The 24,919-nt window shown below is 66.6% G+C and carries 31 protein-coding genes, 2 tRNA genes and 1 pseudogene; 16 read left to right on the top strand and 18 right to left on the bottom strand.

Annotated features, from left to right (window positions below):
- Positions 1-16: 16 nt before the first annotated feature.
- From NNY25_RS06440 to thiE, 9 genes are all read right to left on the bottom strand, one after another.
- Positions 17-859, bottom strand: a complete 843-nt coding sequence (locus NNY25_RS06440; protein WP_265570525.1) for an NADH-quinone oxidoreductase subunit C — start codon at positions 857-859, stop codon at positions 17-19.
- Complete coding sequence (locus NNY25_RS06435; RefSeq protein ID WP_265570524.1) at positions 856-1,437, bottom strand: NuoB/complex I 20 kDa subunit family protein; 582 nt, start codon at positions 1,435-1,437, stop codon at positions 856-858. Before NNY25_RS06435 ends, NNY25_RS06440 begins: the two co-directional genes overlap by 4 nt.
- The gene (gene ndhC, locus NNY25_RS06430; RefSeq protein WP_265570523.1) at positions 1,428-1,805 is read right to left on the bottom strand and encodes an NADH-quinone oxidoreductase subunit A; all 378 of its coding nucleotides are present in this window, start codon (positions 1,803-1,805) and stop codon (positions 1,428-1,430) included. The genes NNY25_RS06435 and ndhC overlap by 10 nt, the downstream gene beginning before the upstream one ends.
- Positions 1,806-1,904: 99 nt before the next feature.
- Positions 1,905-2,717, bottom strand: a complete 813-nt coding sequence (locus NNY25_RS06425; RefSeq protein ID WP_265570522.1) for an inositol monophosphatase family protein — start codon at positions 2,715-2,717, stop codon at positions 1,905-1,907.
- Entirely contained in the window at positions 2,718-3,041 is a 324-nt protein-coding gene (locus NNY25_RS06420; RefSeq protein ID WP_265570521.1) for a cupin domain-containing protein, read from the bottom strand.
- Positions 3,041-3,604: an elongation factor P gene (efp, locus tag NNY25_RS06415; RefSeq protein ID WP_265570520.1), complete on the bottom strand. Its 564-nt coding sequence runs from the start codon at positions 3,602-3,604 to the stop codon at positions 3,041-3,043. The genes NNY25_RS06420 and efp overlap by 1 nt, the downstream gene beginning before the upstream one ends.
- Before the next feature lie 72 nt (positions 3,605-3,676).
- Positions 3,677-4,348, bottom strand: coding sequence for a M23 family metallopeptidase (locus NNY25_RS06410; protein ID WP_265570519.1), 672 nt, complete (start codon positions 4,346-4,348; stop codon positions 3,677-3,679).
- Position 4,349: 1 nt separating this feature from the next.
- On the bottom strand, positions 4,350-5,495 hold the full coding sequence (locus tag NNY25_RS06405; protein WP_265570518.1) for a L,D-transpeptidase family protein: 1,146 nt from the start codon (positions 5,493-5,495) through the stop codon (positions 4,350-4,352).
- A gap of 72 nt (positions 5,496-5,567) precedes the next feature.
- Positions 5,568-6,233 carry a thiamine phosphate synthase gene (gene thiE, locus NNY25_RS06400; protein WP_265570517.1) on the bottom strand — a complete coding sequence of 222 codons (666 nt, stop codon included), beginning with the start codon at positions 6,231-6,233 and terminating at the stop codon, positions 5,568-5,570.
- Between the two features lie 41 nt (positions 6,234-6,274).
- On the opposite strand from thiE, the gene NNY25_RS06395 reads away from it, so the two are divergent.
- Positions 6,275-6,631, top strand: coding sequence for a hypothetical protein (locus NNY25_RS06395; protein ID WP_265570516.1), 357 nt, complete (start codon positions 6,275-6,277; stop codon positions 6,629-6,631).
- Here the strand turns inward: NNY25_RS06395 and NNY25_RS06390 are convergent.
- Entirely contained in the window at positions 6,610-7,497 is an 888-nt protein-coding gene (locus NNY25_RS06390) for a fructose bisphosphate aldolase (protein ID WP_265570515.1), read from the bottom strand. The two genes, NNY25_RS06395 and NNY25_RS06390, sit on opposite strands and share 22 nt — an antisense overlap.
- Positions 7,498-7,626: 129 nt before the next feature.
- Between NNY25_RS06390 and NNY25_RS06385 the strand changes: the two genes are divergently transcribed.
- Positions 7,627-8,391: a flavodoxin family protein gene (locus tag NNY25_RS06385; protein ID WP_265570514.1), complete on the top strand. Its 765-nt coding sequence runs from the start codon at positions 7,627-7,629 to the stop codon at positions 8,389-8,391.
- Positions 8,392-8,424: 33 nt separating this feature from the next.
- The gene (locus NNY25_RS06380) at positions 8,425-9,177 is read left to right on the top strand and encodes a phosphatase PAP2 family protein (protein ID WP_265570513.1); all 753 of its coding nucleotides are present in this window, start codon (positions 8,425-8,427) and stop codon (positions 9,175-9,177) included.
- Positions 9,178-9,184: 7 nt separating this feature from the next.
- On the opposite strand, the gene NNY25_RS06375 is transcribed toward NNY25_RS06380, so the two are convergent.
- Genes NNY25_RS06375 through tkt form a run of 4 tightly spaced genes read right to left on the bottom strand, consistent with a single transcriptional unit; the run spans position 9,185 to position 13,801 of the window.
- Entirely contained in the window at positions 9,185-9,613 is a 429-nt protein-coding gene (locus tag NNY25_RS06375; RefSeq protein WP_265570512.1) for a DUF4440 domain-containing protein, read from the bottom strand.
- A 2-nt stretch (positions 9,614-9,615) separates the two neighbouring features.
- A complete protein-coding gene (locus NNY25_RS06370; RefSeq protein WP_265570511.1) occupies positions 9,616-10,818 on the bottom strand; it encodes a phosphoglycerate kinase in 1,203 nt (400 codons plus the stop codon).
- Between the two features lie 5 nt (positions 10,819-10,823).
- Complete coding sequence (gap, locus tag NNY25_RS06365; protein WP_265570510.1) at positions 10,824-11,831, bottom strand: type I glyceraldehyde-3-phosphate dehydrogenase; 1,008 nt, start codon at positions 11,829-11,831, stop codon at positions 10,824-10,826.
- The gene (gene tkt, locus NNY25_RS06360) at positions 11,828-13,801 is read right to left on the bottom strand and encodes a transketolase (protein WP_265570509.1); all 1,974 of its coding nucleotides are present in this window, start codon (positions 13,799-13,801) and stop codon (positions 11,828-11,830) included. Before tkt ends, gap begins: the two co-directional genes overlap by 4 nt.
- Before the next feature lie 136 nt (positions 13,802-13,937).
- Between tkt and NNY25_RS06355 the strand changes: the two genes are divergently transcribed.
- From NNY25_RS06355 to NNY25_RS06340, 4 genes are all read left to right on the top strand, one after another.
- A complete protein-coding gene (locus tag NNY25_RS06355) occupies positions 13,938-14,120 on the top strand; it encodes a hypothetical protein (RefSeq protein WP_265570508.1) in 183 nt (60 codons plus the stop codon).
- Complete coding sequence (locus NNY25_RS06350; RefSeq protein WP_265570507.1) at positions 14,120-14,440, top strand: cell division protein ZapA; 321 nt, start codon at positions 14,120-14,122, stop codon at positions 14,438-14,440. Before NNY25_RS06355 ends, NNY25_RS06350 begins: the two co-directional genes overlap by 1 nt.
- 150 nt (positions 14,441-14,590) lie before the next feature.
- Complete coding sequence (locus NNY25_RS06345; RefSeq protein ID WP_265570506.1) at positions 14,591-15,193, top strand: 5-formyltetrahydrofolate cyclo-ligase; 603 nt, start codon at positions 14,591-14,593, stop codon at positions 15,191-15,193.
- Complete coding sequence (locus NNY25_RS06340; protein ID WP_265570505.1) at positions 15,183-15,404, top strand: DUF2842 domain-containing protein; 222 nt, start codon at positions 15,183-15,185, stop codon at positions 15,402-15,404. Before NNY25_RS06345 ends, NNY25_RS06340 begins: the two co-directional genes overlap by 11 nt.
- 70 nt (positions 15,405-15,474) lie before the next feature.
- Here the strand turns inward: NNY25_RS06340 and NNY25_RS06335 are convergent.
- The 3 genes from NNY25_RS06335 to NNY25_RS06325 all read right to left on the bottom strand — a co-directional run bounded on the left by NNY25_RS06335 (position 15,475) and on the right by NNY25_RS06325 (position 16,962).
- A tRNA-Asp gene (locus NNY25_RS06335) sits at positions 15,475-15,551 on the bottom strand.
- A gap of 69 nt (positions 15,552-15,620) precedes the next feature.
- Complete coding sequence (locus NNY25_RS06330) at positions 15,621-16,781, bottom strand: AI-2E family transporter (protein WP_265570504.1); 1,161 nt, start codon at positions 16,779-16,781, stop codon at positions 15,621-15,623.
- Positions 16,782-16,877: 96 nt separating this feature from the next.
- Positions 16,878-16,962 (bottom strand) — tRNA-Leu (locus NNY25_RS06325).
- Positions 16,963-17,067: 105 nt separating this feature from the next.
- Between NNY25_RS06325 and NNY25_RS06320 the strand changes: the two genes are divergently transcribed.
- Positions 17,068-17,994: a homocysteine S-methyltransferase family protein gene (locus NNY25_RS06320; protein WP_265570503.1), complete on the top strand. Its 927-nt coding sequence runs from the start codon at positions 17,068-17,070 to the stop codon at positions 17,992-17,994.
- 3 nt (positions 17,995-17,997) lie between these two features.
- On the opposite strand, the gene NNY25_RS06315 is transcribed toward NNY25_RS06320, so the two are convergent.
- Complete coding sequence (locus NNY25_RS06315; protein WP_265570502.1) at positions 17,998-19,506, bottom strand: YifB family Mg chelatase-like AAA ATPase; 1,509 nt, start codon at positions 19,504-19,506, stop codon at positions 17,998-18,000.
- Positions 19,507-19,588: 82 nt separating this feature from the next.
- On the opposite strand from NNY25_RS06315, the gene NNY25_RS06310 reads away from it, so the two are divergent.
- The 8 genes and pseudogenes from NNY25_RS06310 to dapE all read left to right on the top strand — a co-directional run bounded on the left by NNY25_RS06310 (position 19,589) and on the right by dapE (position 24,919).
- The gene (locus NNY25_RS06310) at positions 19,589-19,984 is read left to right on the top strand and encodes a hypothetical protein (RefSeq protein ID WP_265570501.1); all 396 of its coding nucleotides are present in this window, start codon (positions 19,589-19,591) and stop codon (positions 19,982-19,984) included.
- A gap of 84 nt (positions 19,985-20,068) precedes the next feature.
- Positions 20,069-20,203, top strand: coding sequence for a 50S ribosomal protein L34 (gene rpmH / locus NNY25_RS06305; protein ID WP_265571495.1), 135 nt, complete (start codon positions 20,069-20,071; stop codon positions 20,201-20,203).
- 14 nt (positions 20,204-20,217) lie between these two features.
- Positions 20,218-20,529: pseudogene (gene rnpA, locus NNY25_RS06300) on the top strand (ribonuclease P protein component); the annotation flags it as partial.
- Complete coding sequence (yidD, locus tag NNY25_RS06295; protein WP_265570500.1) at positions 20,526-20,738, top strand: membrane protein insertion efficiency factor YidD; 213 nt, start codon at positions 20,526-20,528, stop codon at positions 20,736-20,738. The pseudogene rnpA and the gene yidD, both read left to right, overlap by 4 nt.
- 17 nt (positions 20,739-20,755) lie before the next feature.
- Positions 20,756-22,486, top strand: coding sequence for a membrane protein insertase YidC (gene yidC, locus NNY25_RS06290; RefSeq protein ID WP_265570499.1), 1,731 nt, complete (start codon positions 20,756-20,758; stop codon positions 22,484-22,486).
- A complete protein-coding gene (gene yihA / locus NNY25_RS06285) occupies positions 22,483-23,115 on the top strand; it encodes a ribosome biogenesis GTP-binding protein YihA/YsxC (protein WP_265570498.1) in 633 nt (210 codons plus the stop codon). Before yidC ends, yihA begins: the two co-directional genes overlap by 4 nt.
- Before the next feature lie 14 nt (positions 23,116-23,129).
- The gene (locus NNY25_RS06280; protein WP_265570497.1) at positions 23,130-23,798 is read left to right on the top strand and encodes a glutathione S-transferase family protein; all 669 of its coding nucleotides are present in this window, start codon (positions 23,130-23,132) and stop codon (positions 23,796-23,798) included.
- The gene (dapE, locus tag NNY25_RS06275; protein ID WP_265570496.1) at positions 23,798-24,919 is read left to right on the top strand and encodes a succinyl-diaminopimelate desuccinylase; all 1,122 of its coding nucleotides are present in this window, start codon (positions 23,798-23,800) and stop codon (positions 24,917-24,919) included. The genes NNY25_RS06280 and dapE overlap by 1 nt, the downstream gene beginning before the upstream one ends.

The following is a 24,919-nucleotide window of genomic DNA, read 5'->3' as shown; positions in this document are numbered from 1 at the left end:
ATTTCGACCTTGGTCGTCATTCAGTGTCTCCCGTCTCGGGTGCGTCCTTGGCGGTGGTCTCGCCGCCTGCATTGTCGGCCTTCCTGGCAGCCGGCTTGCGCGCCTGCTTCTCGGCCTTCTTGTTGGTCGGCTCGCCGGCCCCGGTGTCCGACTTCTCGTCGGTCGTCTTGGGGACGGGCGGCGGCGCCTTGGCAGCCACCTTCTCGCTCGTCGGCGCCTTGGCGGGCGTCGGCGCGCCGGGCGCCTGACCTTCGGCCTTCTCGTCGCCCGGCAGGCGATATTCGGGCCCTTCCCACGGCATCAGGAAGTCGAAGCTGCGGAAGTCCTGCGCCAGCTTGACCGGCTCGTAGACGACGCGCTTCTCGGCCTCAGAATAGCGCAGCTCGACATGGCCCGTCATGGGGAAGTCCTTGCGCAGCGGATGGCCCTCGAAGCCGTAATCGGTGAGGATGCGGCGAAGGTCGGGATGGTTCGAGAAGTTGACCCCGTAGAGGTCGAACACCTCGCGCTCGAGCCAGTTGGCGACGGGCCACAGCCCCGTCAGCGATGGCACCGGCGTCTCTTCGTCGGTCTTCACCTTGAGGCGCACGCGGTGGTTATGCGTGACCGAAAGGAAATGGTAATTGACCTCGAACCGCTCTGCGCGCTCCGGATAGTCCGCGCCCGCAATCTCCATCAGCTGCTGGTAGCCGAACTCGTCGCGCAGCGCCTTGGCCGCCGCGACCAGCCCGTCGCGCGTGACGGTGAAGGTCAGTTCGCCGACATGGTCCTTGGTGTCGACCAGCGCCTTGCCGATCGCCTTGGCGTACTGCGCGGCAAAGCCATCGCGCTCCGCGATCCTGGGGGCAGCGCTGCTCATCGCTCGATCGTCCCCTCGCGGCGGATCTTCCGCTGCAGCTGCATGATGCCGTAGAGCAAGGCTTCCGCGGTCGGCGGGCAGCCCGGCACGTAGATGTCGACCGGCACGATGCGGTCGCAGCCGCGAACGACGCTGTAGCTATAGTGATAATAGCCGCCGCCATTGGCGCAGCTGCCCATCGAGATGACGTAGCGCGGCTCGCTCATCTGGTCGTAGACCTTGCGCAGCGCGGGGGCCATCTTGTTGCACAGCGTGCCCGCGACGATCATCACGTCGCTCTGGCGCGGGGACGCGCGCGGTGCGACACCGAAGCGTTCGAGGTCGTAGCGCGGCATGTTGACGTGAATCATCTCGACCGCGCAGCAGGCGAGCCCGAAGGTCATCCACCACAGCGAGCCGGTGCGCGCCCACTTGAACAGGTCCTCGGTCGTAGTGACGAGGAAACCCTTCTCGTCCAGTTCCTGGCGCATCGCCTCGAACTGCTTCATGTCCGGCCCGCCCGGGACGAGACCCGCGGCGCGCGCCAGCTCCTCCTCGGTCGGATAGGGATTGGCCTTGGGGTCGAGGATCACTCCCATTCCAGCGCCCCCTTCTGCCAGGCGTAGACGAGGCCGAGCGTCAGCTCGACGAGGAACAGCATCATCGCGACCCACGCGGTCCAGCCGAGGCCGAGCACGCTGACCGCCCACGGGAAGAGGAAGGCGGCCTCGAGGTCGAAGATGATGAACAGAATGGCGACGAGGTAGAAGCGCACGTCGAACTGGTCGCGGCTGTCCTCGAACGCGGGAAAGCCGCATTCATATTCGGAAAGCTTCTCGGCATCGGGCTTGTGGGCGCCGGTCAGCCGCGCAACGATCATCGGCAAGCCGACGAACGCGGTCGACAACGCCAGCGCGATGGCGAGGAAAATAAGGATCGGCAGATATCCTGCGGCGACGTCGGCCAAAGGGGGTCTCCCGGGGAGGATCGAAACTGGCGCGGCTTTAGGACAGCAAGACGAGGCCCGCAACCGCCCAGTTGCTCGAAATTGCCTTTCCGCGCCGCTCTAGCGCAGCGCGCCCGCGACCAGCTTGTGCAGCTTGGTGTGGAGTTCGCCGTTTGCGGCGAGATATTCGCGCCGCTTCATCATTCGGTCCTGGCCGCGATAATCGGTCACGAAGCCGCCGGCTTCCCTGATGAGCAGCAGGCCCGCTGCGACATCCCACCAGTCGAGGTCGTCTTCCCAGAAGCCGTCGATGCGCCCGGCCGCGACATAGGCAAGGTCGAGGCTCGCGGCCCCCATGCGGCGGATGCCCGAGACTTCGGGGGCGATCGCATTGTAGAGCTTGGTCCACTCGGTCGGCTTGCCGCGCCCCATGTGCGGGATGCCGGTGCCGATCAGGCTCTCGTCGAGATATCGACGCGAGGAAACGCGCAGGCGGCGGTCGTGCAGCCATGCGCCGCGGCCCTTCTCGGCCCAGAAGCTCTCGTCGGTGAGCGGCTGGTAGATCATCGCGTGGGTGATCTCGGGATCGCCGTTGGGCTTCTTGTCCTCGACCGCGATCGAGATGGCGAAGTGCGGCAGGCCGTGGAGGAAGTTCGAGGTCCCGTCGAGCGGATCGACGATCCAGCGCGGCTTGTCGGGATTGCCCTTGATCTCGCCGCCTTCTTCGAGGAGCAGGCCCCAGTCGGGGCGCGCATGCTGCAATTCCTCGACGATCGTCTTCTCGGCGCGTTTGTCGGCCATCGAGACGAAGTCGGCGGGGCCCTTCTTGGACACCTGCAGCTGCTCGACCTCGCCGAAGTCGCGGCGCAGGCGCGGCGCGGCCTTGTGCACGGCGCGCTGCATGACGGTGATGAGGCCGGAATGCGAAACCATCTAGTCTTCCTTGTCTGCCGGGTGCGCGACGATCAGCAGCCGCACCTCCCCTTCCGGGTGCGCGACGTGGGATTCGCCCTGCCGGATGACCATCATGTCACCCGTCTCCATCCACACCCGGTGTTCACCGGTCGCGTCGCGATACTGCATGTCGACGCGCCCGTTCAGCACCACGAACAATTCATCGGTGCTGTTTTCGTGCCAATGAAACGGACGATCGGCCCACAGCACCATCGTGCGGGCATTGCCGATCGTCGCGATCGGCTTGCCGTCCCAGGCCTCGCTCGCGCGATAATCTGCGACGCCCGTGACGACCTCCACCATCAGTCGGCGCGCTTGACGTAGGTGCACTCGCCGGTGTCGACGATCACGCGCGTGCCGGTGGTGATGTGCGGCGGCACCATGATGCGCACGCCATTATCGAGGACGGCCGGCTTGTAGCTCGACGACGCCGTCTGGCCCTTCACGACCGCATCGGCCTCGACGATCTCGTGCTCGGAGAATTGCGGCAGCTCGACGCTGATCGGACGCTCGTCATACATTTCGAGCATCACGTCCATGCCGTCGGTCAGGAACGCGACCTGGTCGCCGAGCATGTCGGCGGGGAGCGTGATCTGCTCGAAGCTTTCCTTGTCCATGAAGGTCAGGTCATCGCCGTCGGCGAACAGGAACTGGAATTCCTTGGTATCGAGACGCACGCGCTCGACCGTCTCCGCCGAGCGGAAACGGACATTGTTCTTGCGACCGTCGATGAGGTTCTTCAGTTCGACCTGCATATAGGCCCCGCCCTTGCCGGGCTGGGTGTGCTGGATCTTTACGGCACGCCAGATGCCGCCTTCATATTCGATGATGTTGCCGGGACGAATGTCGACGCCGCTGATCTTCATGATGATCGCCTATATGCTGCTTACGGTTGAAAAGAGCCGGGAACGGCGCGCCGTTCCTTCAAGCGCGTGCCCCTAGCCGTTCGCGCGCCGTCCGGCAAGCAATGGATAGGGATTGATCGGGCGGCCTTCCCACCAGCTTTCCTCGGGCTCCATGCGGTGGATCGCGAAATGGAGGTGCGGCCCGTCTGGCGAGGCGTTGCCGGTCGAGCCGACCGTGCCGAGCGCGTCGCCGAGGCCCACGGCCTGACCTTCCTTCAGCCCCGGCGCATAAACGTCGAGATGGGCGTAATAATAGATCCAGCGTTTGTCCTTCGAGCGGACGTAAACCGTCTTCCCGCCGCCGCCTCGCGAGAAATAGATCTTCTCGACCGTGCCCGGCGCGGAGGCGACCACGGGCGTGCCCGTATCGGCCATGATGTCGATGGCGTCATGACGCCTGGCCCCACCCGCGCGGGCCTGCGTAAAGGTGTCGACCAATTCGTCGGGCGCAATCCCTGCAACCGGCACTGCCATCCCCGACGGCCCCACCTCGATCGCCTCGGCGAGCGTGACGGGATCGGCGTCCGGATCGAGCGCGACCTCGCGCGCCGCGCGGCGCTGGGGTTCGTCATCGTGGATCGGTCGCTCGGCCCGTTGCTCGTTGCCCCCGCCCTTTGCGACCGAGATCATCCCGCTCATGAAGGCGGTCAGCCAGAAGGCGCTGACCAGCACCGCGGTGACGAGGATGGTGCCGAGCGTCCTCACCCTAGGCGACGAACTTGGCCTTGAAGCCCGGATCGAGGATCCGCGACAGGGTCAGCACGTCCCAGTTGGTCATGCGCAGGCAACCGTGGCTCTCGGTATAGCCGATCGTCTGCGGCTCGGGCGTGCCGTGAATGCCGTAATGCTCCTTGGTGAGGTCGAGCCAGGCGACCCCGACCGGTCCGTTGGGACCCGGCGGGAGCATTGTGTCCTTCTTCGAACTGTCGACGTCCCAGAACAGGTCGGGCTGGTAGTGGAACGGCGGCAGGAAGGCGAAGGTCGTCACCTTCCAGTCGCCCAGTGGCAGCGGGTCGTGCTCCGAGCCCGTGGTAACGGGGAAGGTCGCGACCAGTTTGTCGTCCTTGTCCCACACGCGCATCTGCCCGTCCGACTTGTCGACCGTGATCCTCACGCCGCGCTTGCGGGGTTCGGGTTCGATGTTGAGCGCGTTGAACATGTCGCGATATTCGCTCTTCACCGAATAGTCGCGGCTGGTCGGCAGCACGTTGGGCAGCTGCAGCACGGTCCCGATCCTGACGTTGCGCGCCTTGTCGCCGTTGAGCGCGATCAGCGTCTCGCGCGTGGTGTGAAACCGCTCGGCAACTTCCTCGAGCAGGTTCTCGTAGGCCATCGCGTCGAGTTCGGCCTGTTTCTCGGCGTCGTCGGGGATCGTCACGAAGGGCGAGCCGAACTCGGTCTCGTCGATCCGCAGCATCCGCGTCGGCTTGCGCTTGTCGACCTTGAGCGCCTTTCTCGTCGGAGTATCGAGTTCGCCCGTCACCTCGAGCCCGCGGGCTTCCTGGAACCCCTTGAGCGCGGCGGTGAAGTTCTTGCCTTCGCGCCCGTCGATCACGCCCGGCGAAAATTGCGCGCGGTCGAGCAGGACCATCGCGTGGAACACGTCGTTGTCGAGGTCCGCGAAGGTGCGCTGGTCCGAATCCTTCTCGTCGAGCGCGGTCGACCCGTAGGTGCGGCCCGGCTTGGTCGTCGCCTCGCCCGCTGCCTTTTCCTTGCCCTTGGCCGTGGCCTTGGCGGGCTTTTCCGTCTTCGACTGGGTCGCCTGCGCCTCGGCGTCGTCGGCGATGAAAGCGCCGCCCGCGGCAAGCGCGACGACGGCGGCGAAGGTGGTAATGATTGGGAAACGCGGCACGATGAAATCCTTTCGCGGATGGAACATGTTTTCCCACCCAACGCGAAAGCCCGCCGATTTATCCGAAAAAGTTCAGCCTTCTGCCGCCAGCGCGGCGAACTTGGACACCACCGAGGCAGGATCGTCCGATCCCCACACCGCTCCCGACACGGCAAGGAAGTCCGCGCCCGCCGCGATCAATGGCGCGGCATTGTCGGGCGTGATCCCGCCGATCGCCACGCACGGCAGCTCGAACAGGCTTGCCCACCAGCTCAGGATGCCCGGTTCGGGCCGATGCCCGGTGTCCTTGGTGCCGCTGTCGTAGAAGGCGCCGAAGGCAACATAGTCCGCCCCCTTCTCGCCGGCTTCCATCGCCAGGTGGCGACTGTCGTGGCAGGTCACCCCGATCATCTTCGAGGGTCCGAGCACCGCTCGCGCTTCCTTCACGTCGCCGTCGCCCTGCCCGAGATGCAGCCCGTCGGCATCGAGCCGCTTGGCAAGCGCCAGGTCGTCATTGACGATGAAGGCGGTATCGAATTCGGCGCAGATCGCCTGCAAGGGCGCGGCCAGCCGTGCTGCCTCGTGCTGGTCCCTGCCCTTCACGCGAAACTGGAACGCCGCGACCGGCCCGCCCGACAGCGCCGCGCGCAAGCGGTCGGGAAAATCTCCGTCCACCTCGAGCGGGCTGATCAGATAGAGTTCGCACGGGTGCTCGCGCGCGGGCGGCGGAAAAACGGAATTGTCGAAGGGTTCGTTCATCTGGCGCTCATTAGCGGGAAGCGAAGCTGAAAAAAATGGGGATGCTGACGATGATCTCGATGGCCGTGCCGACGGCCCTGTCGCCTGCGGTGACGCTGGGCGAGACGGCGACGCTCGAGACGGTCGAGTTCACCCCGATCGGCGTGGTCGAGGACAGTCGCTGCCCGATCGACGTGGTGTGCATCTGGGCGGGCCGCCTTGCGGTCACGTTCCGCATCCAAGCAGGCCGCGACGTGCTGTTCCGCACGCTCGAGCTCGGGGGAAGCGACAAGGTTCCGGGCGGGCGACTCGAATTCGTGTCCGCCGCGCCCGAAAAACGCTCGGTCGGCACCATCGCGCTCGGCGACTACCGGTTCCGCCTGCGCCTCGTCCCCGATCAGGCGACCGACGCCTCGTAGATCTCGTCGATCGCACCGCCGAGCGCGCCGTCGAACTGCGCATCGTCCATGTCGGCCCTCAAGTCCTCGAGCAGCGCGCGGCTGAAGCTCGCGATCATCCCGCGGTTTCGCGCCAGTTCGGAGACCGCGTCGGCGCGGCTATAGCCCCCCGACAGCGCCACCACGCGCATCACCTTGTCGTGTGCGACCAGCGGCGCGAACAGGTCGGCCTGCTTGGGCAGCGAGAGCTTGAGCATGATCTCGCGACCGCTCTGCTGGCCGGCGAGCGCGCGCATCAGTTCCTGAAGGAGCAGCATGTCGGCTTCGCCGCGGCTCTCCGACTTGATGTTCACTTCGGGTTCGACGATCGGCACCAGCCCCGCATCGAGGATACGGTTCGCCACTTCCATCTGCTGGTCGACGACCGCGCGGATGCCATCCTCGTCGGCATGGTTGATAACCGAACGCATCTTGGTCCCGAACATGCCCTTGGCGACCGACTTCTCGAGCAGCGCATCGAGCTTGATCAGCGGTTTCATCATCTGGACGCCATTTTCTTCCTCGGCGAGCCCCTCGTCGACCTTGATGAAGGGAACGATGCCAAGCTCCTTGAGCTTGTCGGGCACGGCCATGCCGTCGATCTCGCCGTCCATCGTGCGCTCGAACAGGATCGCGCCCAGGATCTTTCCGGTCGAGAAGCTGGGCGACGTAATGACGCGGCTGCGCATCGCGTGGATCAGCGCGAACATCTCCTCCTCGCTGCCCCAGGCGTCCTCGGTCAAGCCGTAGGCCCCGAGCGCCTTGGGGGTCGAACCGCCCGACTGATCTAGCGCGGCGATGAAGCCGTTCCCGCCCCTGATCTGCGCCGTCATCTGGTCCTTGTTCATGCCGTTCTCGCTCCCGCTGGCTTGTCCGAATTGTCCCGCGCCGATTAGCCGCGCCGACGCCGACGCGCAACAGGCCAGCCGGAACATTCGCGCTTCTTGGTTCGTGTTGCGTTCGAGGGAGACGAGCACATGCCATCCGACCAGCAGAAGATCATCTGCGAAGCCGCTGAAGAGGGAATGTTCGCGGGGCTCAGCGCGGTCCTCGTCAACGCCAGCCTCAAGCACCCGTCCGAGCCCAGCCACACCGACACACTGCTCGATGTAGTCGAAGAAATCTTCAAGTCGCAGCAGGTCGAAGTCGACCGTATCCGCCTGTCCGACCACCCGCTTGCGCCCGGCGTCTATCCCGACATGACCGAGCATGGCTGGGCTGCCGATGCATGGCCCGACCTTGCGCCGCGCGTGCTCGGTGCCGACATCTGCATTCTCGGCACGCCCATCTGGCTGGGCGAAAAATCCTCGCTCGCACAAGCCTTCATCGAGAAGCTCTATGCCCATTCGGGCGAGACCAACGAAAAGGGCCAGTACCGCTTCTACGGCAAAGTCGGCGGCTGCGTCGTCACCGGCAACGAGGACGGCATCAAGCATGTCGCCATGGGCGTGCTCTATTCGATGAGCCACGTCGGCTACACGATTCCGCCCCAGGCCGATTGCGGCTGGATCGGCGAGGCCGGCCCGGGCCCCTCTTATGGCGACAAGAAGGACGACGGCACCCGCGTCGGCTTCGACAACGTCTTCACCCAGCGCAACACCACTTTCATGGTCTTCAATTGCCTGCACCTCGCGAAGTTGCTCAAAGACGCGGGGGGCCTTCCCGCGATCGGCAACGTCAGAAGCGAGTGGGATGACGGCTGCAAGCCGGGCTGGCCCAATCCGGAATATCGCCGCGACTAGGAACCGTCGCTTCGCGCCGGGGTTGGAACGCGCGTGAAACTGCTCGACCTTTGCACCGAAAGCCTCAAGGGTCGCCATCGTCCGGACACCTGGGTTCTGTTGGCCTTTCTCGCTGGCGCAGCCATCCTGTTCGGGCTTTTCAGACTTGCGAGCGAGATCGCCGAGGGCGACAGTTTCGCCTTCGACAAGGCGATCATCACCGGCCTTCGTGACAGCGCCAACCTCGCCGAGCCGATCTTCCCGCACTGGGTGACCAGCGCGATGATCGACGTGACCGCGCTCGGCGGGGTTACCGTACTCACCCTCGTCACCATTTTTGCCGTCGGATACCTGGTCGCGATCGGGCGACACCGCGCCGCCCTGTTCGTCGCCTCGTCGGTCGCGCTCGGCGGGATCGCGACCAAGATCATGAAGGACCTGTTCGTGCGCGCGCGCCCCGACCTCGTGCCGCATCTCGTTCCCGTCGACAGCGCCAGTTTCCCGAGCGGCCATGCGATGAACAGCGCGCTCGTCTATCTCACGCTGGCCGCGCTTGTCGCGCGCACCCGCACCCATACGGGCGTGCGCATCTACCTGATGAGCGCCGCGCTCGGCCTCACGCTCCTCGTCGGTTCAAGCCGCGTCTATCTCGGCGTCCATTGGCCGACCGACGTGATGGCCGGGTGGGGAGTTGGCGCCCTGTGGGCCGCCCTCTCCTCGCTCGTCGCCAAGGCGCTTCAGCGCGAACGCAAAATCGAACAGCCGACCGAAGGCGAGGAAGTCGACCCGAAGACCGCGACGGCCTGACGGTCGCCTAGCGCCAGAGTTGGAGTTGGCGGATCGCGCCTGGGATGTCCTCGTCCGTATCGATCCGCGAGACGCTGCGCTCGGCGAGGTTCCACTTGTAGGTGAGGTTGGACAATCGCCAGCAGTCGGTGATCCAGAAGGTCCCTGACCAGTCCCCCCCGTCGAGCTTCATCTCGAGATCGGCAGCGGCCGCGAACCAGGCGGTGTAGCCATGCTTGCGCACGAACACGTCGCGGAAGCGATAGGCCGAGACCGTCCAGCGCGTGCGCGCCGCCTCGATCCAGCTGGGCCGGTCGAGCAGCAGGCTCTTCTGCGCGCCCACGATCAGCATCATGTCGCGCCGCGTCAGCTTGCGGATGACGCGCGTGTCGCCCTGGATCCACCCGCGCATGAGCTGATGCTCGAGCGTCTCGATCTTCGAGGATATGTCGGCCACGATTATTCCTCGAGCGCTGCGACGCCCGGCAATCGCTTGCCTTCCATCCATTCGAGGAACGCGCCGCCAGCGGTCGAGACGAAGCTGAAGTCGTCCGTCACTCCGGCATGGGCCAGCGCTGCGACCGTGTCGCCGCCGCCCGCTACCGAGGTCAGTGAGCCACCCTGCGTCAACGCCGCGGCAATCTTCGCCAGAGCCACCGTGGCGGCATCGAACGGTTCGGTCTCGAACGCGCCTAATGGCCCGTTCCACACCAATGTGCGGCAATTTTTGATCGCATCGCCGAGCGCCTCGACTGCGGCCGGCCCGATGTCGAGGATCATCTCGTCGTCCGCGACCTCGTGCACGTTGCAGGTCCGCAGGCTGTCCGGGTTTGCTTCGAATTCCTTCGCCACCACCACGTCATAGGGCAGATGGATTGTGCAGTCGGCGCGGTCGGCGGCCTCGAAGATCGCCTCGGCATCGCCGAGCAGGTCCTTCTCGCACAGCGACTTGCCGACATCGACCCCGCGCGCGGCGAGGAAGGTGTTGGCCATGCCCCCGCCGATGACGAGGTGGTCGACCTTGTCGACGAGATTGGTCAACACCGTCAGCTTGGTCGACACTTTCGCACCGCCCACGACCGCCGCGACCGGATGCTCGGGATTGCCGAGTGCGGCTTCGAGCGCCTTCAGTTCCGCCTCCATCGCGCGGCCCGCGAAGCTCGGCAGGTGCTCGGTGATCCCGACCGTCGAGGCGTGCGCGCGGTGCGCTGCGGAGAAGGCGTCGTTGACGTAAAAGTCGCCGAGCGCCGCCATGCCGGCAGCGAGCGCGGGATCGTTCTGCGTCTCACCTTCGTGAAAACGGGTATTCTCGAGAATGCCGATATTGCCCGGCAGCATGATCGAGATGGCGCGCGCCGCCTCCTCGCCCTGGCAGTCCTCGATGAACTTGACGCTGCGCCCGGTCAGCTCGTGAAGCGGGCTGACGAGGAGCGCAGTCGACATGTCTGGGCGCTTGCGACCCTCGGGACGCCGGAAATGCGACAGGAGCAGCACGATCGCTCCCTTGTCGGCGAGCTCGGTGATGGTCGGCAACACCGCGCGAAGACGCGTGTCGTCGGTGACGTCGCCGTCGGCCATCGGCACGTTGAGGTCGGCGCGCACGAGCACGCGCTTGCCGCGAAGGTCCTGAGGCAGGTCGTCGAGGGTCTTGAAGGCGGCCATCGTACTTACAGCAGCCCCGCCATCACGCCCGCCGTGTCGATCATGCGGTTCGAGAAGCCCCATTCGTTGTCGTACCAGCTGACGACGCGCGCGAGCTTGCCTTCCAGGACCGCGGTCTCGAGGCTGTCGACCGTCGAGGAGGCCGGGTGGTGGTTGAAGTCGCTCGAGACGAGCGGCTGCGCGGTGAAGTCGAGCACGCCCTTCATCGGCCCTTCGGCAGCCGACTTGAGCGCCGCGTTGATCTCGTCCGCGCTGGTGTCGCGACCGGGCGTGAAGACGAGGTCGATCAGCGACACGTTGGGGGTCGGCACGCGCACCGACGACCCGTCGAGCTTGCCGTTCAACTCGGGGAGCACGAGACCAACCGCGCGCGCCGCGCCGGTGGTGGTCGGGATCATGTTCTGCGCCCCGCCGCGCGCCCGGCGCATGTCCGAATGCATCTGGTCGAGCATGCGCTGGTCGTTGGTGTAGCTGTGGACCGTGGTCATGAAGCCGCGCTCGATCCCCACGAGGTCGTGGAGGACCTTGGCCACCGGGGCGAGGCAGTTGGTGGTGCAGCTGGCGTTCGAGACGATCATGTCGTCGGCGGTCAGGACGTCGTGGTTGACGCCGTAGACGACCGTCTTGAGGTCGCCCTTGGCCGGCGCCGAGATGAGGACGCGCTTGGCACCGGCGTCGAGGTGCGGGCTAGCCGCGTCGACCGACTGGAAGAAGCCGGTGCACTCGAGCACGATGTCGATGCCCATGTCGCCGTGCGGAAGCTTGCCCGGCTCGCGCTCCTTGGTGACCTGGATGGTCTTGCCGTTCACGCGGATCGCGTCGCCGTCGACTTCGACCTTGCCCGGGAAGCGCCCGTGCGTGCTGTCATACTGGAACAGCAGCGCGTTCGAATTGGCGTCGGCAAGATCGTTGATCGCGACCAGTTCGAGATCGTGATCGGTTCGCTCGAGCAGGGCGCGAGCGACGAGGCGGCCGATGCGGCCGAAGCCATTGATGGCGACTTTGGTGGTCATAGTCCCAGTTTCTCCAGGATTTTGGGGGTGATCTGATCGGCGGTGAGGCCGAATTTCTCGTACAGAGCCTCGGCCGGGGCGCTCGCGCCGAACCGGTCGATGCCGAAGTTCATGCCGTGGATGCCGGTGTAGCGTTCCCAGCCGAAGGTCGTGCCCGCCTCGATCGAGACGCGCAGCACCTTGGTGTTGGAAACGTCGGGCAGGATGTCATGGCGATAGGCGTCGTCCTGCGCGTCGAACCGGTCGGTCGAGACCATCGAGACGACGTCGGCGCCGACCCCCTTGGCCTCGAGCTTCTCGGCGACCTCGAGCGCGACGTGCGTTTCCGAACCCGTCGCGATGAGGATGACGCGGCGATCCTTGCCCGCAGCCTTGAGGCGATAGCCACCCCTGGCCGACAGGTTCTCGCCCGCCTTCTCGAGCCGCACCGCGGGCAGGTTCTGCCGCGACAGGGCGATCAGGCTCGGCCCGTCGCTTGCCAGCGCGTCCGCCCAGGCTTCCGCCGTCTCGACCCCGTCGGCAGGGCGATATACGTTGAGTCCCGGCATCGCGCGCAGCGACTGGAGGTGCTCGATCGGCTGGTGCGTGGGGCCGTCCTCGCCCAGCCCGATACTGTCATGGGTCATCACGTGGACGACCTTCGCGCCCTGCAAGGCGCCGAGGCGGATCGCGCCGCGGCTGTAGTCGGAGAAGACGAGGAACGTGCCGCCATAGGGAAGCACGCCCCCGTGCAGCGCCATGCCGTTCATCGCCGCGGCCATGCCGAACTCGCGGATGCCGTAATAGATGTAGCGCCCGCCATAGTTCGACCGGTCGAGCACGCCGAGGTCGCCCGTCTTGGTATTGTTCGAGCCGGTCAGGTCGGCCGACCCGCCGATCGTCGAAGGCACCACCGCGTTAATTGCTTCGAGGGCGACTTCGCTCGCCTTGCGGGTCGCCATCTTGGGCGCCTTGGCGACCAGGTCGTCGAGCAGCGGCGCGAGCCAGCTGTCGTCAAGCTTGCCGTCCATGCGCGCGAGGAATTCCTCGCCCTTCTCGTGGTTTGAAACTCGCTCTTCCCACGCCTTGCGCGTGTCGGCGTGGCGCTTGCCTGCAGCGCGCCACTCCTCGGCGACGTCGTCGGGAATGACGAACGGCTCGGCATCCCAGCCCAGTTCTTCGCGTGCTGCCGCGATCTCGTCAGCGCCCAACGGAGCGCCGTGCGTCGCCGCCGTGCCCTGCTTGGTGGGTGCGCCGAACCCGATGATCGTCTTGCAGCGGATCAGCGAAGGCTTGGGACTTGCCTTGGCCTCCTCGATCGCGTCGTGGACGCTCGAGGCACGGTGCCCGTCGCATTCGACCGTGTGCCAGCCCATCGCCTCGTGGCGCGCCATCACGTCCTCGCGGCGCGACAGGTCGGTCGGTCCGTCGATGGTGATGCGGTTGTCGTCCCACAGAACGATCAGCCGCCCGAGTTCGAGGTGCCCGGCAAGGCCCACGGCTTCGTGGTTGATGCCTTCCATCAAGCAACCGTCGCCCGCGATGACATACGTATGGTGGTTGACTAGCGCCTCGCCATAGGCCGCGTTCAGGTGACGCTCGGCGATCGCCATGCCGACCGCGGTCGCCAGCCCCTGCCCGAGCGGACCGGTGGTCGTCTCGACGCCCGCCAGTTCGAAATTCTCGGGGTGCCCCGCGCACGGGCTGCCGAGCTGGCGAAAATTCTTGATGTCGTCCATCGTCGGACGCGCGTAGCCGGTCAGGTGCAGGAGCGCGTAGATCAGCATCGAGCCGTGCCCCGCCGACAGCACGAAGCGGTCGCGATCAGGCCAATGCGGATCGGTCGGATCGAACTTCAGATGCTGGGTGAACAGCACGGTCGCGGCATCGGCCATGCCCATGGGCATGCCCGGGTGACCGGAATTGGCGGCCTGGACCGCGTCCATCGCCAGGGCCCGGATGGCGTTGGCGAGACGGCGTTGGGTCGGCATGCGCTCTCCATGGTTGGACCGCCGGGGAGAATCGCCCGCCGGACGTGCGCCCCGCTATCGCGGGACAACCCGCAATGGTCAACCGCACCCGGACCGACTTGCCGAGGCCCGCTCCATTGCGTAGGCGTATTGACCGATGAGTGACGCCCGTCTCCTCGCCGCCCTCGAAAGGGCCCGCCAAGCCGCCGCGCGGATCGAATCGGCGCTGGCCGCCCGTCCCGCCGAGAATGCGGACGCTTCCGACGACGCGCTGCGCCGCAAGCTCGGCCCCATCCTCGCCGATCTCGACCGGCTGCTCGCCGACGCGGAGGGACACTGATGGCTGACGTCGAACTCACCATTTGCGGCCGTCCCTACCAGGTCCGTTGCCGCGACGGGGAAGAGGAGAACCTGCGCGCCGCCGGTCGCCTCGTCGACGCCAAGTGCCGCGAGGCCATCGCCGGGCTCGGCACGCTGACCGAGGCACGCCAGTTTTTTTTCGCCGCGCTACTGCTTGCCGACCAGATGAACGAGGGTCCGGGCGAGGCCGCCGTGGCCGGCGCAGAGACCGATCCTCAGGTGGCGATGGCCGCCGAAGCCCTTGCGGAAAAACTCGAATCCATCGCTTCGGCACTTGAGAGCGGGGCCGGTGCGCACTAAATGCGCCTCGACGGGTTCTGCCTGGCACGAGCGTTCGACTATCCCTGAGGCTTTCTACATCCTAGGGAGCCGTCCCTACCCGGACCCTGGTTCGGGATACATGGCGCCCACCTGACGTTTTGGCGTCAGAGGATACAGAGGCAAACGACCATGGCGGTCCCGTCACCCACGCCCCGATCGGAAAAGGACGCGCTGCGACGCGCGGTGCGCAAGGCGCGCATGGCGCACGTCTCCTCGCTCGGGATAGAAACGCGCCACGCGCTCGAAGAACAGCTTGCCGAGCATCTCTCCGCGATCGTCGCCGGCGCGACCATCGTCGCCGCCTACGTGCCTATCGGCACCGAGATTTCCCCCGCCCCGCTACTGGCCCGCGCCCGTCGGCTCGGCAAGACCATCGCCTACCCGGCCTTCGACCACGGCAGCGACACTTTCCGATTTCGGGCCGGCGACCCGGTCATGCCCGGCCCCCACCGCATCCAGCAACCCGGCCCCGACGCGCCCGAGGTCATTCCCGACCTCGTGCTCGTGCCGCTGATCGCCTGCGGACCGGACGGCACGCGGCTCGGCCAGGGCAAGGGTCATTACGACCGCGCGCTCGCCGGGCTCGAACGCGGCCGGGCGCGCTTCGTCGGGCTCGGCTGGAAGGTGCAGCGCATCGACGATGCGATTCCCGCCGACGAGTGGGACGTCGCGCTCGACGGCTTCGCCTGTCCGCGGTTCCTCGAATGGTTCGGCGAGGCCGATGACGCCTGAACACCAGCCCAACCCGCGCCAGCTCGTCGGCATGGCCGGCATCGTCGTGTGGATCATCGCCTGGACCGCCGCGATCGTGTCCTTCGCGGACGCGATCTCGAGCTGGCCGGTGCTCATCCAGGCGCTCTTCTACCTCGTCGCCGGGCTGGTCTGGATCCTGCCCCTCAAGCGCGTCCTGATGTGGATGGAAACGGGTCGCTTCCGCTCCTGAGCGGATCGTCGATACGAAAAAAGCGGCCCCGAAGGACCGCTTCTTAGCCGCTGATTCCTAACGGAAAAAGTGGCGCGAGTGACGGGGCTCGAACCCGCGACCTCCGGCGTGACAGGCCGGCGCTCTAACCAACTGAGCTACACCCGCTTGGTGTGTGGCGGCGCAATTAGGAGAGGGTCTTGACCCTGTCAACACGCTAAGCGCGCTTTTTGCGCCTCAATCGTCTTTTTCCTCGTCCTCGCCGGCATGGGTGAGCGTTCCCTCCTCGAACAGGAAGCCCGCAATGTCGGGCGTCCCGGCGGCGGCGAACACCGTCTTGATGATGATCAGGAGCGGAATGGCGAGCAGCGCGCCGGTGGTCCCCCACACCCACGCCCAGAAGCTCAGCGAGAGGAGGATGAGGAGCGGCGACACGCTCACCCTCTTGCCCACGAGAAGCGGCGTGATGAGGTTGGCCTCGACCGTGTGCAGCCCGATGAAGATCAGCGGAGGAAGCAGCGCCGCCCACGGGTCGACGAAGCTCATCAGCCCGCCGAGCCCGAGCAGCAGCGCGGACGCGATCGGTCCCAGATAGGGGATGAAGTTGAGCACCGCGACGATCCCGCCCCACATCACGGGCGAATCCATGTTGAGCGCCCACAGGACGCCCGCAGTGATCGCGCCCAAGGTCAGGTTCACGAGGCTGATCGTGCCGAGATAGGTCGAGGTCGCCTCGACTACCTGCTGGATCACCCGCGCGGTGGTCAGCGCCCCCTCGAAGCTCCCGCGCGAGACGATCGTGCGCTCGCGCATCGCGGTCCACCCGGCGAGGAGGAAGAACACCAGCAACGTCGCGAAGAAGAACTGGATGACCGCGAACGGCGCCGAGGTGGCGAACAGGTCTAGTAGGCTGTTGGGCGTCTCGATCGTCACCGTCTGCCCCGGCGAGCCCCCGGCCAGTTGGACGAACACATTTTCGATGAACGTGTCGATGGTCGCGTAAAATTCGAGGATCGGCGCCAGCGCGCTGCGCACCCGGTCGATCCGGTCGGGCAGCAGCGCAAACCAGTCGATCGCGGGCAGCACGATCGAGGCGACGACGAAGGTCGCGAACGCCAGGAACAGGACGAGGCTGATCAGCGCGGCAAGCCACGAGGGAAGGCCCCGCCGCTCGAACCACTGGAGCAGCGGCACCAGCGCGATCGCGATCACCATCGCCGCGGTCACCGGCAGGAAGAATTCGGCCCCTGCCCTGAGCGCGAAGGGTAGCGCGAGGATCAGCCCGGTCCCGCCGAACAGCGCCAGCGCGGCGAGCAGCCGCACGCGCTTCACCTCGAGCGTGTGCTGGTCGTCGGGATGGAGCGGCGATTCGCCCGGGCGCGCGGGGTTGGTGGTCATGCCGCCACCCTAGCCGCACGGCAGGCGCGCTAGAAGGGTTGCGGATGCGTAATTAAAAATCGTGGCCGCGACGACACAGCGTTGCGGCGCAGGCCCTGGTACCTCCGGTCGGACTCGAACCGACACTTCTTTCGAAACTCGATTTTGAGTCGAGCGCGTCTACCAATTCCGCCACGGAGGCAGGGCGCGGCCTAGCTAGTGCAGGCTGCCGGTGGGTTCAACCGTTTAAGCGGCGTCGCGCGCGATGTGCTATGATGCCCCGCCAGGACAGACCCGGAGTGCAGTCATGTCGCTACCCCAGCTCGAACGCCCCTTCCTCACCGACGGCGGGCTCGAAACCGACCTCATCTTCAACCACGGCTTCGACCTGCCCGAATTCTCCTCGAGCACGATGTTCTCGAGCCCCGAGCGCATCAAGGCGCTCAAGGACTATTACCGGCCCTATCTCGACACGGCCGAGCGGCACGGGGTCGGCTTCATCCTCGAAAGCCCGTCATGGCGCGCCAGTCCCGACTGGGCCCCGCGCCTCGGGCTTTCGCGCGACGAGCTGGAGGCGCGCAATGTCGCTGCGATCGACATGATGCGCGACCTGCGCGCCGCCTATGCCGGCCGCCTGCCGATCGTCATCTCGGGCCAGGTCGGGCCGCGCGGCGACGGCTATGTCCCGGGGGAGGCGATGACGATCGAGCAGGCACGCGAATATCACCGCTGGCAGGCGGGCATTCTCGCCCATGCCGGGGCGGAGATGATCACCGCGATCACCATGACCAACGTCAACGAGGCCGCAGGGGTGGCGCTGGCCGCGCATGACGCGGGCGTACCCTGCGCGATCAGCTTCACGGTGGAGACGGACGGCCGGCTGCCCGAAGGCGTGACGCTGGGCGATGCCATCCGCGCGGTCGACGCGGCCACCGACAGCTATCCTGCCTACTACATGGTCAATTGCGCCCATCCCGATCATTTCGACGCGGTCCTCGACGCCGACGCCGACTGGGCGCCGCGCCTGATGGGGCTTCGCGCCAACGCCTCGCGCATGAGCCATGCCGAACTCAACGAGATGGAAGTGCTCGACGACGGCAATCCCGACGAACTCGGCGGCCAGCATCGTGCCCTGATGCAGCGCTTCGCGCACCTCAAGGTGCTGGGCGGGTGCTGCGGCACCGACCACCGCCACATCGCCGCCATCGCCGACCAGTGTTTCCCCAGGCGCTAGACGTCACGCCCGCGGCGCCTGGTGACGGTAGCTGAGCGCCTCGGCGACGTGGATCCGCCCCACCTCGACCGCGCCCGCGAGATCCGCGATGGTCCGCGCCACGCGCAGCACGCGGTGGTAGCCGCGCGCCGACAGGCCCATCGCTGCCGACGCCTCGGTCAGCAGGCGCCGTCCGGGTTCGTCGGGCGTCGCCGCCGCCTCGAGCGCTTCGCCTTCCAGCTCCGCATTGGTGCGCATTCCCGACCCGTTGCAGCGCTGGCGCTGCCTCGCCCGCGCCTCGCCGACGCGCGCGGCGACCTCCGCGCTTCCTTCGGCTGGCGGGGGTAACGACAGGTCGGCAGCGCTGACCGCGCCCACTTCGACGCTCATGTCGATGCGATCGAGCAGCGGCCCCGAAATGCGCGCCTGATAGTCGGCCGCGCAGCGCGGCGCGCGGCTGCACGCACGTGCGGGATCGCCGAGGTGCCCGCAGCGACACGGGTTCATTGCCGCGACGAGCTGCACCCGGGCGGGATAGGTGACGTGCGCGTTGGCGCGCGCCACGCTCACCCGCCCGGTCTCCAGCGGCTGGCGGAGACTGTCGAGCACCGGCCGCTGGAATTCCGGAAGTTCGTCGAGAAACAGGACGCCGAGATGCGCGAGGCTGATCTCGCCCGGCCGGACCTTCAGCCCGCCGCCGACCAGCGCGGGCATCGAGGCCGAGTGGTGCGGGCTGCGGAACGGGCGCCGCCGCTTGAGCCTCCCGCCCTCGAGCGTTCCCGACACGCTCGCGATCATCGAGACTTCGAGCGCTTCCGACGAATCGAGCGGTGGCAGGATCGAGGGAAGGCACGCCGCGAGCATCGACTTGCCCGACCCGGGCGGCCCGCTCATCAGGAGATTATGCCCGCCCGCCGCTGCGATCTCGAGCGCGCGCTTGGCGGTCTCCTGGCCTTTCACTTGCTTGAGGTCGGGCCCCTCGCCCAGGGGCTCGGCGTCGCCCGGCTGGGGCGCAGGCAGCAGGCACGTGCCCTTGAAATGTGCGGTCAGCGCGAGGAGGTCGGGCGCGGCCAGCACCTCGACATTGCCCGCCCAAGCCGCCTCAGGCCCCTGCGCTGCGGGGCACACCAGCCCCCGCCCCGTCTCCGACGCATGGAGCGCGGCGAGCAGCACGCCGGGCGAGGCCGCGAGCCTTCCGTCGAGCCCGAGCTCGCCCACTACGACATAGTCGGCGAGCATTTCCGCATCGAGCGCCCCCAGCGCCGCAAGCAGCGCCAGCGCGATCGGCAGATCGTAGTGCGAGCCTTCCTTGGGCAGGTCGGCAGGCGACAGATTGACCGTGATCCGCTTGGGCGGGAGCGCAAGCCCGACCGCGTTGAGTGCCGCGCGCACCCGCTCGCGGCTCTCGGCGACGGCCTTGTCGGGCAACCCGACGATGACGAAGGCGGGAAGGCCGGCCGACAACTGCACCTGCACCTCGACGCTGCGCGCCTCGAGGCCGAGATAGGCCACCGTCATGGCAGTCGCGACCATCAGCGGATCGCCTGGGAATGAAGCACGTTCCTCCTGGCTCGGCACCCGCGATCCTATCGCAAGCGTAACGGTTGGCAAGTCCGTGCGCGATCTTTCCGCACATCTCGTCGAATTGCCCCTTGTCGTGCGCGCCCGCGCGACCCACATGGGCGCCATGGCGGGCGAGCGTAACAAGTGGGTCGACAACGAGCCGGCACGGACCGTCGTGTTCCTCGTCGGCGTGGTCCTCTTGATCGCCTCGCCCGTGGTCGGCGCGCTGCCCGGCCCCGGCGGCGTCTTCGTCGCGGCGGCGGGTCTCGCGCTGATGCTACGCACCTCGAAGTGGGCGCGCCGTCAATATGTCCGCTTCAAGCGCTGGCAGCCCGAGGCGGGTCGATGGACCGACTGGGGCCTGCGCCGCCGCTCCGCCCAGCGCCGCGAGGCACTCCGCAAGGCGGAAAAACGCGGTTCTCGCAACGAGGGCGGATCGGGCAATTGACTTCGTGCACAACTTTGCCTATCCGCGCCCCCAACGAGGCCGCGCCAAGCGGCCCTTTTTCATTCTTTCGTAAGGGCATGAGCCATGAAGCGCACTTTCCAGCCGAGCAACCTCGTCCGCAAGCGGCGTCACGGGTTCCGCAACCGCATGGCGACGGCGAGCGGGCGCAAGGTCCTCGCGGCGCGCCGCGCCAAGGGCCGCAAGAAGCTGTCGGCGTAACCACGCTTACGCGGCGGCAGGATTTCCTCGCCGCCAATCGCGGCAAGCGCGTCCCCACCAAGGGGTTCGTGCTGCTGGTCCGCGACCGCGAGGACGGCGATCAAACTATGCGATACGGTCTCACCGTCAGCCGCAAGGTTGGCGGTGCGGTCGTGCGCAATCGCATGAAGCGCCGGTTCCGCGAACTGGTCCGCGCCCACCTCGCCGAGCACGGCCTTGCCGGCGCCGACCATGTCCTGATCGGCCGCGCCTCGGGAATCGAGCGCGATTTTTCCAAGCTTTCCGACGACCTTCTCTACGCGCTCGCCAAGGCGAAAAGCGCGTGATCGGCAAGCTCATGATCCTTGCCACCCGCGCGTGGCAGAAGGGGCCGTCCAAGATCCTGCCGCCGACCTGTCGCTACCAGCCGAGCTGTTCGGCCTATGCGATCACCGCCATCGAACGCTATGGAGCGGCAAAGGGCAGCTGGCTTGCCATCAAGCGCATCGCGCGCTGCCATCCATGGGGGGGACAGGGGCACGACCCCGTTCCGTGAGAATTCGGAGAATTTGAGTGAACGACAATCGCAACATGATCCTCGCGATCGTCCTCAGCGCGCTGGTGCTGATCGGATGGTCGATGCTGTCGGATCGCTACATGCCGACCTCCGGCCCGCAAACGCAGGAAGTGGTCGAAGGCGAAGTCGTTGCCGTTCCCCAGCCACAGGCCGACCCCGCCCCTGACAGCCCTGCCGAGCTGCGCGAAGTCGCCCAGGTCATCGCCGACACCGACCGCGTCGCGATCGACACGCCCGAACTCAACGGCTCGATCAACCTGACCGGTGCGCGCATCGACGATCTCGTTCTCATCAAGCATCGCGAGGGTCTCTCGGACGAGACTCCGCCCATCCGCCTGCTCACCCCGGCGGGTGCCAAGCAGAGCTATTTCGCCCAGTTCGGCTGGTCGGGTGACGGCATCGAGACTCCGGGCCCGACGACGAAGTGGACCGCCGACAAGTCGCGCCTCGTCCCCGGCGAACCGGTCACCCTGTCGTGGAGCAATGGCACCGGCCAGACCTTCAAACTGATCGTCGCCATCGACAACGGCTTCCTCTTCACCGTCGACCAGCGCGTCGAGAATCGCGGCACCGGCGCCGTGGCGGTCCAGCCCTATGCACTCGCCAGCCGCGCCGAGGCCGGCACCGAGAAGAGCTTCTGGACCATTCACCTCGGCCCTGTCGGCGTGTTCAACGACGCCGCCAACTACGACATCGACTGGGAGGGTCTCGAGGAAGCGGGTCCCAACGGCGAGACGTTCGACAGCACCGGCGGCTGGGTCGGTTTTACCGATAAATACTGGCTCACCGCGCTGATCCCCGCCGACGGCGAACGGGTCACCGCCAGCCTCAAGCAGAACAAGCGCACCGGCGCCTTCCAGGCCGACTATGCCGGCCAGAAGCAGATCGTCGCGGCCGGTCGCCAGGTCACGACCGAGGCGCGCCTGTTCGCGGGCGCCAAGGAAAAGCGCTGGCTCGACGCCTACGAGGACCAGGGCATCCAGATGCTGTCCAAGTCGATCGACTGGGGCTGGTTCGAATGGTTCATGCGCCCGATCTTCGATCTCTTGCGCTACCTGTTCAAAGCGACCGGCAATTTCGGCGTCGCGATCATCATCCTGACTGTGATCGTGCGCGGCCTGCTCTTCCCGCTCGCCAACAAGCAGTTCCGCTCGATGGCCGGCATGCGTCGCATCCAGCCCAAGCTGAAGGCGCTCCAGGAACGCTACAAGGACGACAAGCCGCGTCTCCAGCAGGAGATGCTCAAGCTCTACCAGACCGAGAAGATCAACCCGGCTGCGGGCTGCCTGCCGGTCCTGCTGCAGATCCCGATCTTCTATGCGCTCTACAAGACGCTGATGGTGTCGGTCGAAATGCGCCACCAGCCGTTCGCGCTGTGGCTGCAGGACCTCTCCGCGCCCGATCCGCTGACCCCGGTCAACTTGTTCGGCCTGCTCGACTTCACGCCGCCAAGCTTCCTCGCCATCGGCGTGCTGCCGATCCTGCTCGGCATCTCGATGTGGCTGCAGTTCAAACTCAATCCCGCGCCGATGGACCCTGTCCAGAAGCAGGTCTTCGGCATCATGCCGTGGGTGCTGATGGTGATCATGGCGCCGTTCGCGGCCGGGCTCCAGCTCTACTGGGTGACCTCCAACATCCTCACCATCGCCCAGCAGAAATGGCTCTATCACAAGTATGACGTCGAGCATGCCGGCGACACGATCATCGAGGCGAAGGCGAAGAAGTGACCGACACGCTCGAAGAACGGGCGCGCAAGCTCCTGACGGGCAAGGTCGACTTCCTGAAGTCGGCCCCCGAACTGAAGTTCCTGCCCGATCCGGACGTCCCCGAGATCGCCTTCGCGGGCCGTTCGAACGTCGGCAAGAGCTCGCTTCTGAACGCCCTGACTGCGCGCAAGAAGCTTGCGCGCACGTCGAACACGCCGGGTCGCACGCAGGAACTCAACTTCTTCGACGTGGGTGAGCCGATCGCGTTCCGGCTGGTGGACATGCCGGGCTACGGCTTCGCGGAAGCGCCGCTCAAGCTGGTCGAGCGCTGGCGCCGGCTGGTGAACAGCTACCTCAAGGGCCGCGCGGTCCTGAAGCGCGCTTTCGTGCTCATCGATTCGCGCCGCGGGATCAAGCCGGTCGACCGCGAGGTGATGACCATGCTCGACGAAGCGGCGGTCAGCTACAACCTCGTCCTTACCAAGGCCGACAAGGTCAAGGCGAGCGAGCTCGAGCGCGTACGAGAAGCGGTCGCGACCGAATCCGCCAAGCATCCCGCCTGCCACCCCGTCCTCTTCGCCACCTCGAGCGAGAAGGGCATGGGGCTCGCCGAACTGCGCGCCGCCATCCTCGAGGCCGTCGAACAATAGGAGCCGCGTCCCCCATGAAACTCGTCATCGGCAACCGTGCCTATTCGTCCTGGTCGATGCGCGGCTGGCTCGCTCTCAAGGCCTCGGGCGCCGCATTCGAGGAACTGGTGGTGCCGCTGTTCGGCAAGGAATGGGACGAAGCGCGCGGCGGCAACGAGTTCGCGCCGGGCGGCGGCAAGGTGCCGATCCTGTGGGACGGCGATAACGTCGTGTGGGACAGCCTCGCCATCATCGAGACGATGGCGGAGCGCGCCGAGCCCGGCACCTTCTGGCCCGAGGATGCGGATGCGCGCGCGATGGCGCGCTCGATGGCGGCCGAGATGCATTCGAGCTTCATGGCGCTGCGCCGCGACCTGCCGATGAACACGCGCCGCCGGATCGACGACCACCCGCTTTCGGCCGAGGTCCGCACCGACATCGAGCGAATCCTCACGCTGTGGGCGCAGGCGCGCGCGCGTCACGGCTCGGGCGGCGACTATCTGTTCGGCACGTGGAGCGCGGTCGACATGATGTTCGCGCCCGTCGTCACCCGTTTTGTGACCTACAAGGTCCCGCTGCCGCCCTTCGCGATCACCTATGCCGAGGCCGTCCTCCACCATCCCCACGTGGTCGAGTGGATCGAGCTGGCCGAGGACGAGCCGTGGGTGATCGAGGCCTACGAACCTTCGGACAAGGACGCCTGATGATCGATCCCGTCGCCCTCGCCGCCGACCTTATCCGCGTTCCCAGCGTGACGCCCGCGCGCGGCGAGGTGTTCGACGTGCTCCAGGCCGCGCTCGAACCGCTGGGCTTCACCGTCCACCGCTTCGTGCTGGGCGAGGAGCCCGACGGCCCGACCGAGAACATGGTCGCGATCCGCGAGGCCGGGGCCGGGCCCCATCTCGCCTTTGCCGGCCATCTCGACGTGGTCGAGCCCGGCGGCGGCTGGGAGACCGATCCGTTCGAACCGCATATCGAGGACGGTGTCCTGACCGGACGCGGCGCCACCGACATGAAGAGCGCGATCGCCGCCTTCGTCGCCGCGCTCGACGGCCTGCCGCACAAGGGCACGCTGTCGCTCATGATCACCGGTGACGAGGAAGGCTACGCCACCTATGGCAGCCCGAGGATCATCGAGTGGATCGAAGAGCGCGGCATCCGCCCCGACATGATGCTGATCGGCGAGCCGACGTCGGTGGATCGCCTGGGCGACACCATCAAGCAGGGCCGCCGCGGGTCGGTAAACATGTGGATCACCGTGCCCGGCCACCAGGGCCACGTCGCCTACCCGCACCTCGCCGACAATCCGGTTCCCGCACTGGCGAAAATCATCGCGGCGGTCGAGGCCGAGCATTGGGACGACGGCACCGACGCCTTCCAGCCGTCCAACCTCGAATTCACGGGCATCGACACGCCGACCCATGCCTCCAACGTCATTCCGGGCGAGGCCAGCGCGCAATTGAACATCCGCTTCAACGACCTCCACCACGGCGAAGCGCTGGTCGACCGCGTGCGCGAGATTGCCCATTCGATCGCGCCCGACGCCCATCTTCGCGCGCGCATTTCGGGCGAGGCGTTCCTCACGCCCGAAGGCCCCCTCACCCACATGCTGGTCGCCGCGATCGAGGAGGAGACCGGCATTACTCCCGAACTCTCGACCAAGGGCGGCACGTCGGACGGGCGCTTCTTCCACAAGATCTGCCCGGTGATCGACTTCGGCCTGCCCAATGCGAGCATGCACAAGGTCGGCGAACACGCACGGCTCGAAGACATCGCGAGCCTCGCGCGGATCTACCGGCGGTTCGTGGAAAAGGTGTTCGCCTAG

The sequence above is a fragment of the Sphingomicrobium nitratireducens genome, from assembly GCF_026157035.1.
Lineage (GTDB): Bacteria > Pseudomonadota > Alphaproteobacteria > Sphingomonadales > Sphingomonadaceae > Sphingomicrobium > Sphingomicrobium nitratireducens.
Note: the sequence above shows the minus strand (reverse complement) of the source record. Positions and strands in the feature narration are given on the sequence as shown.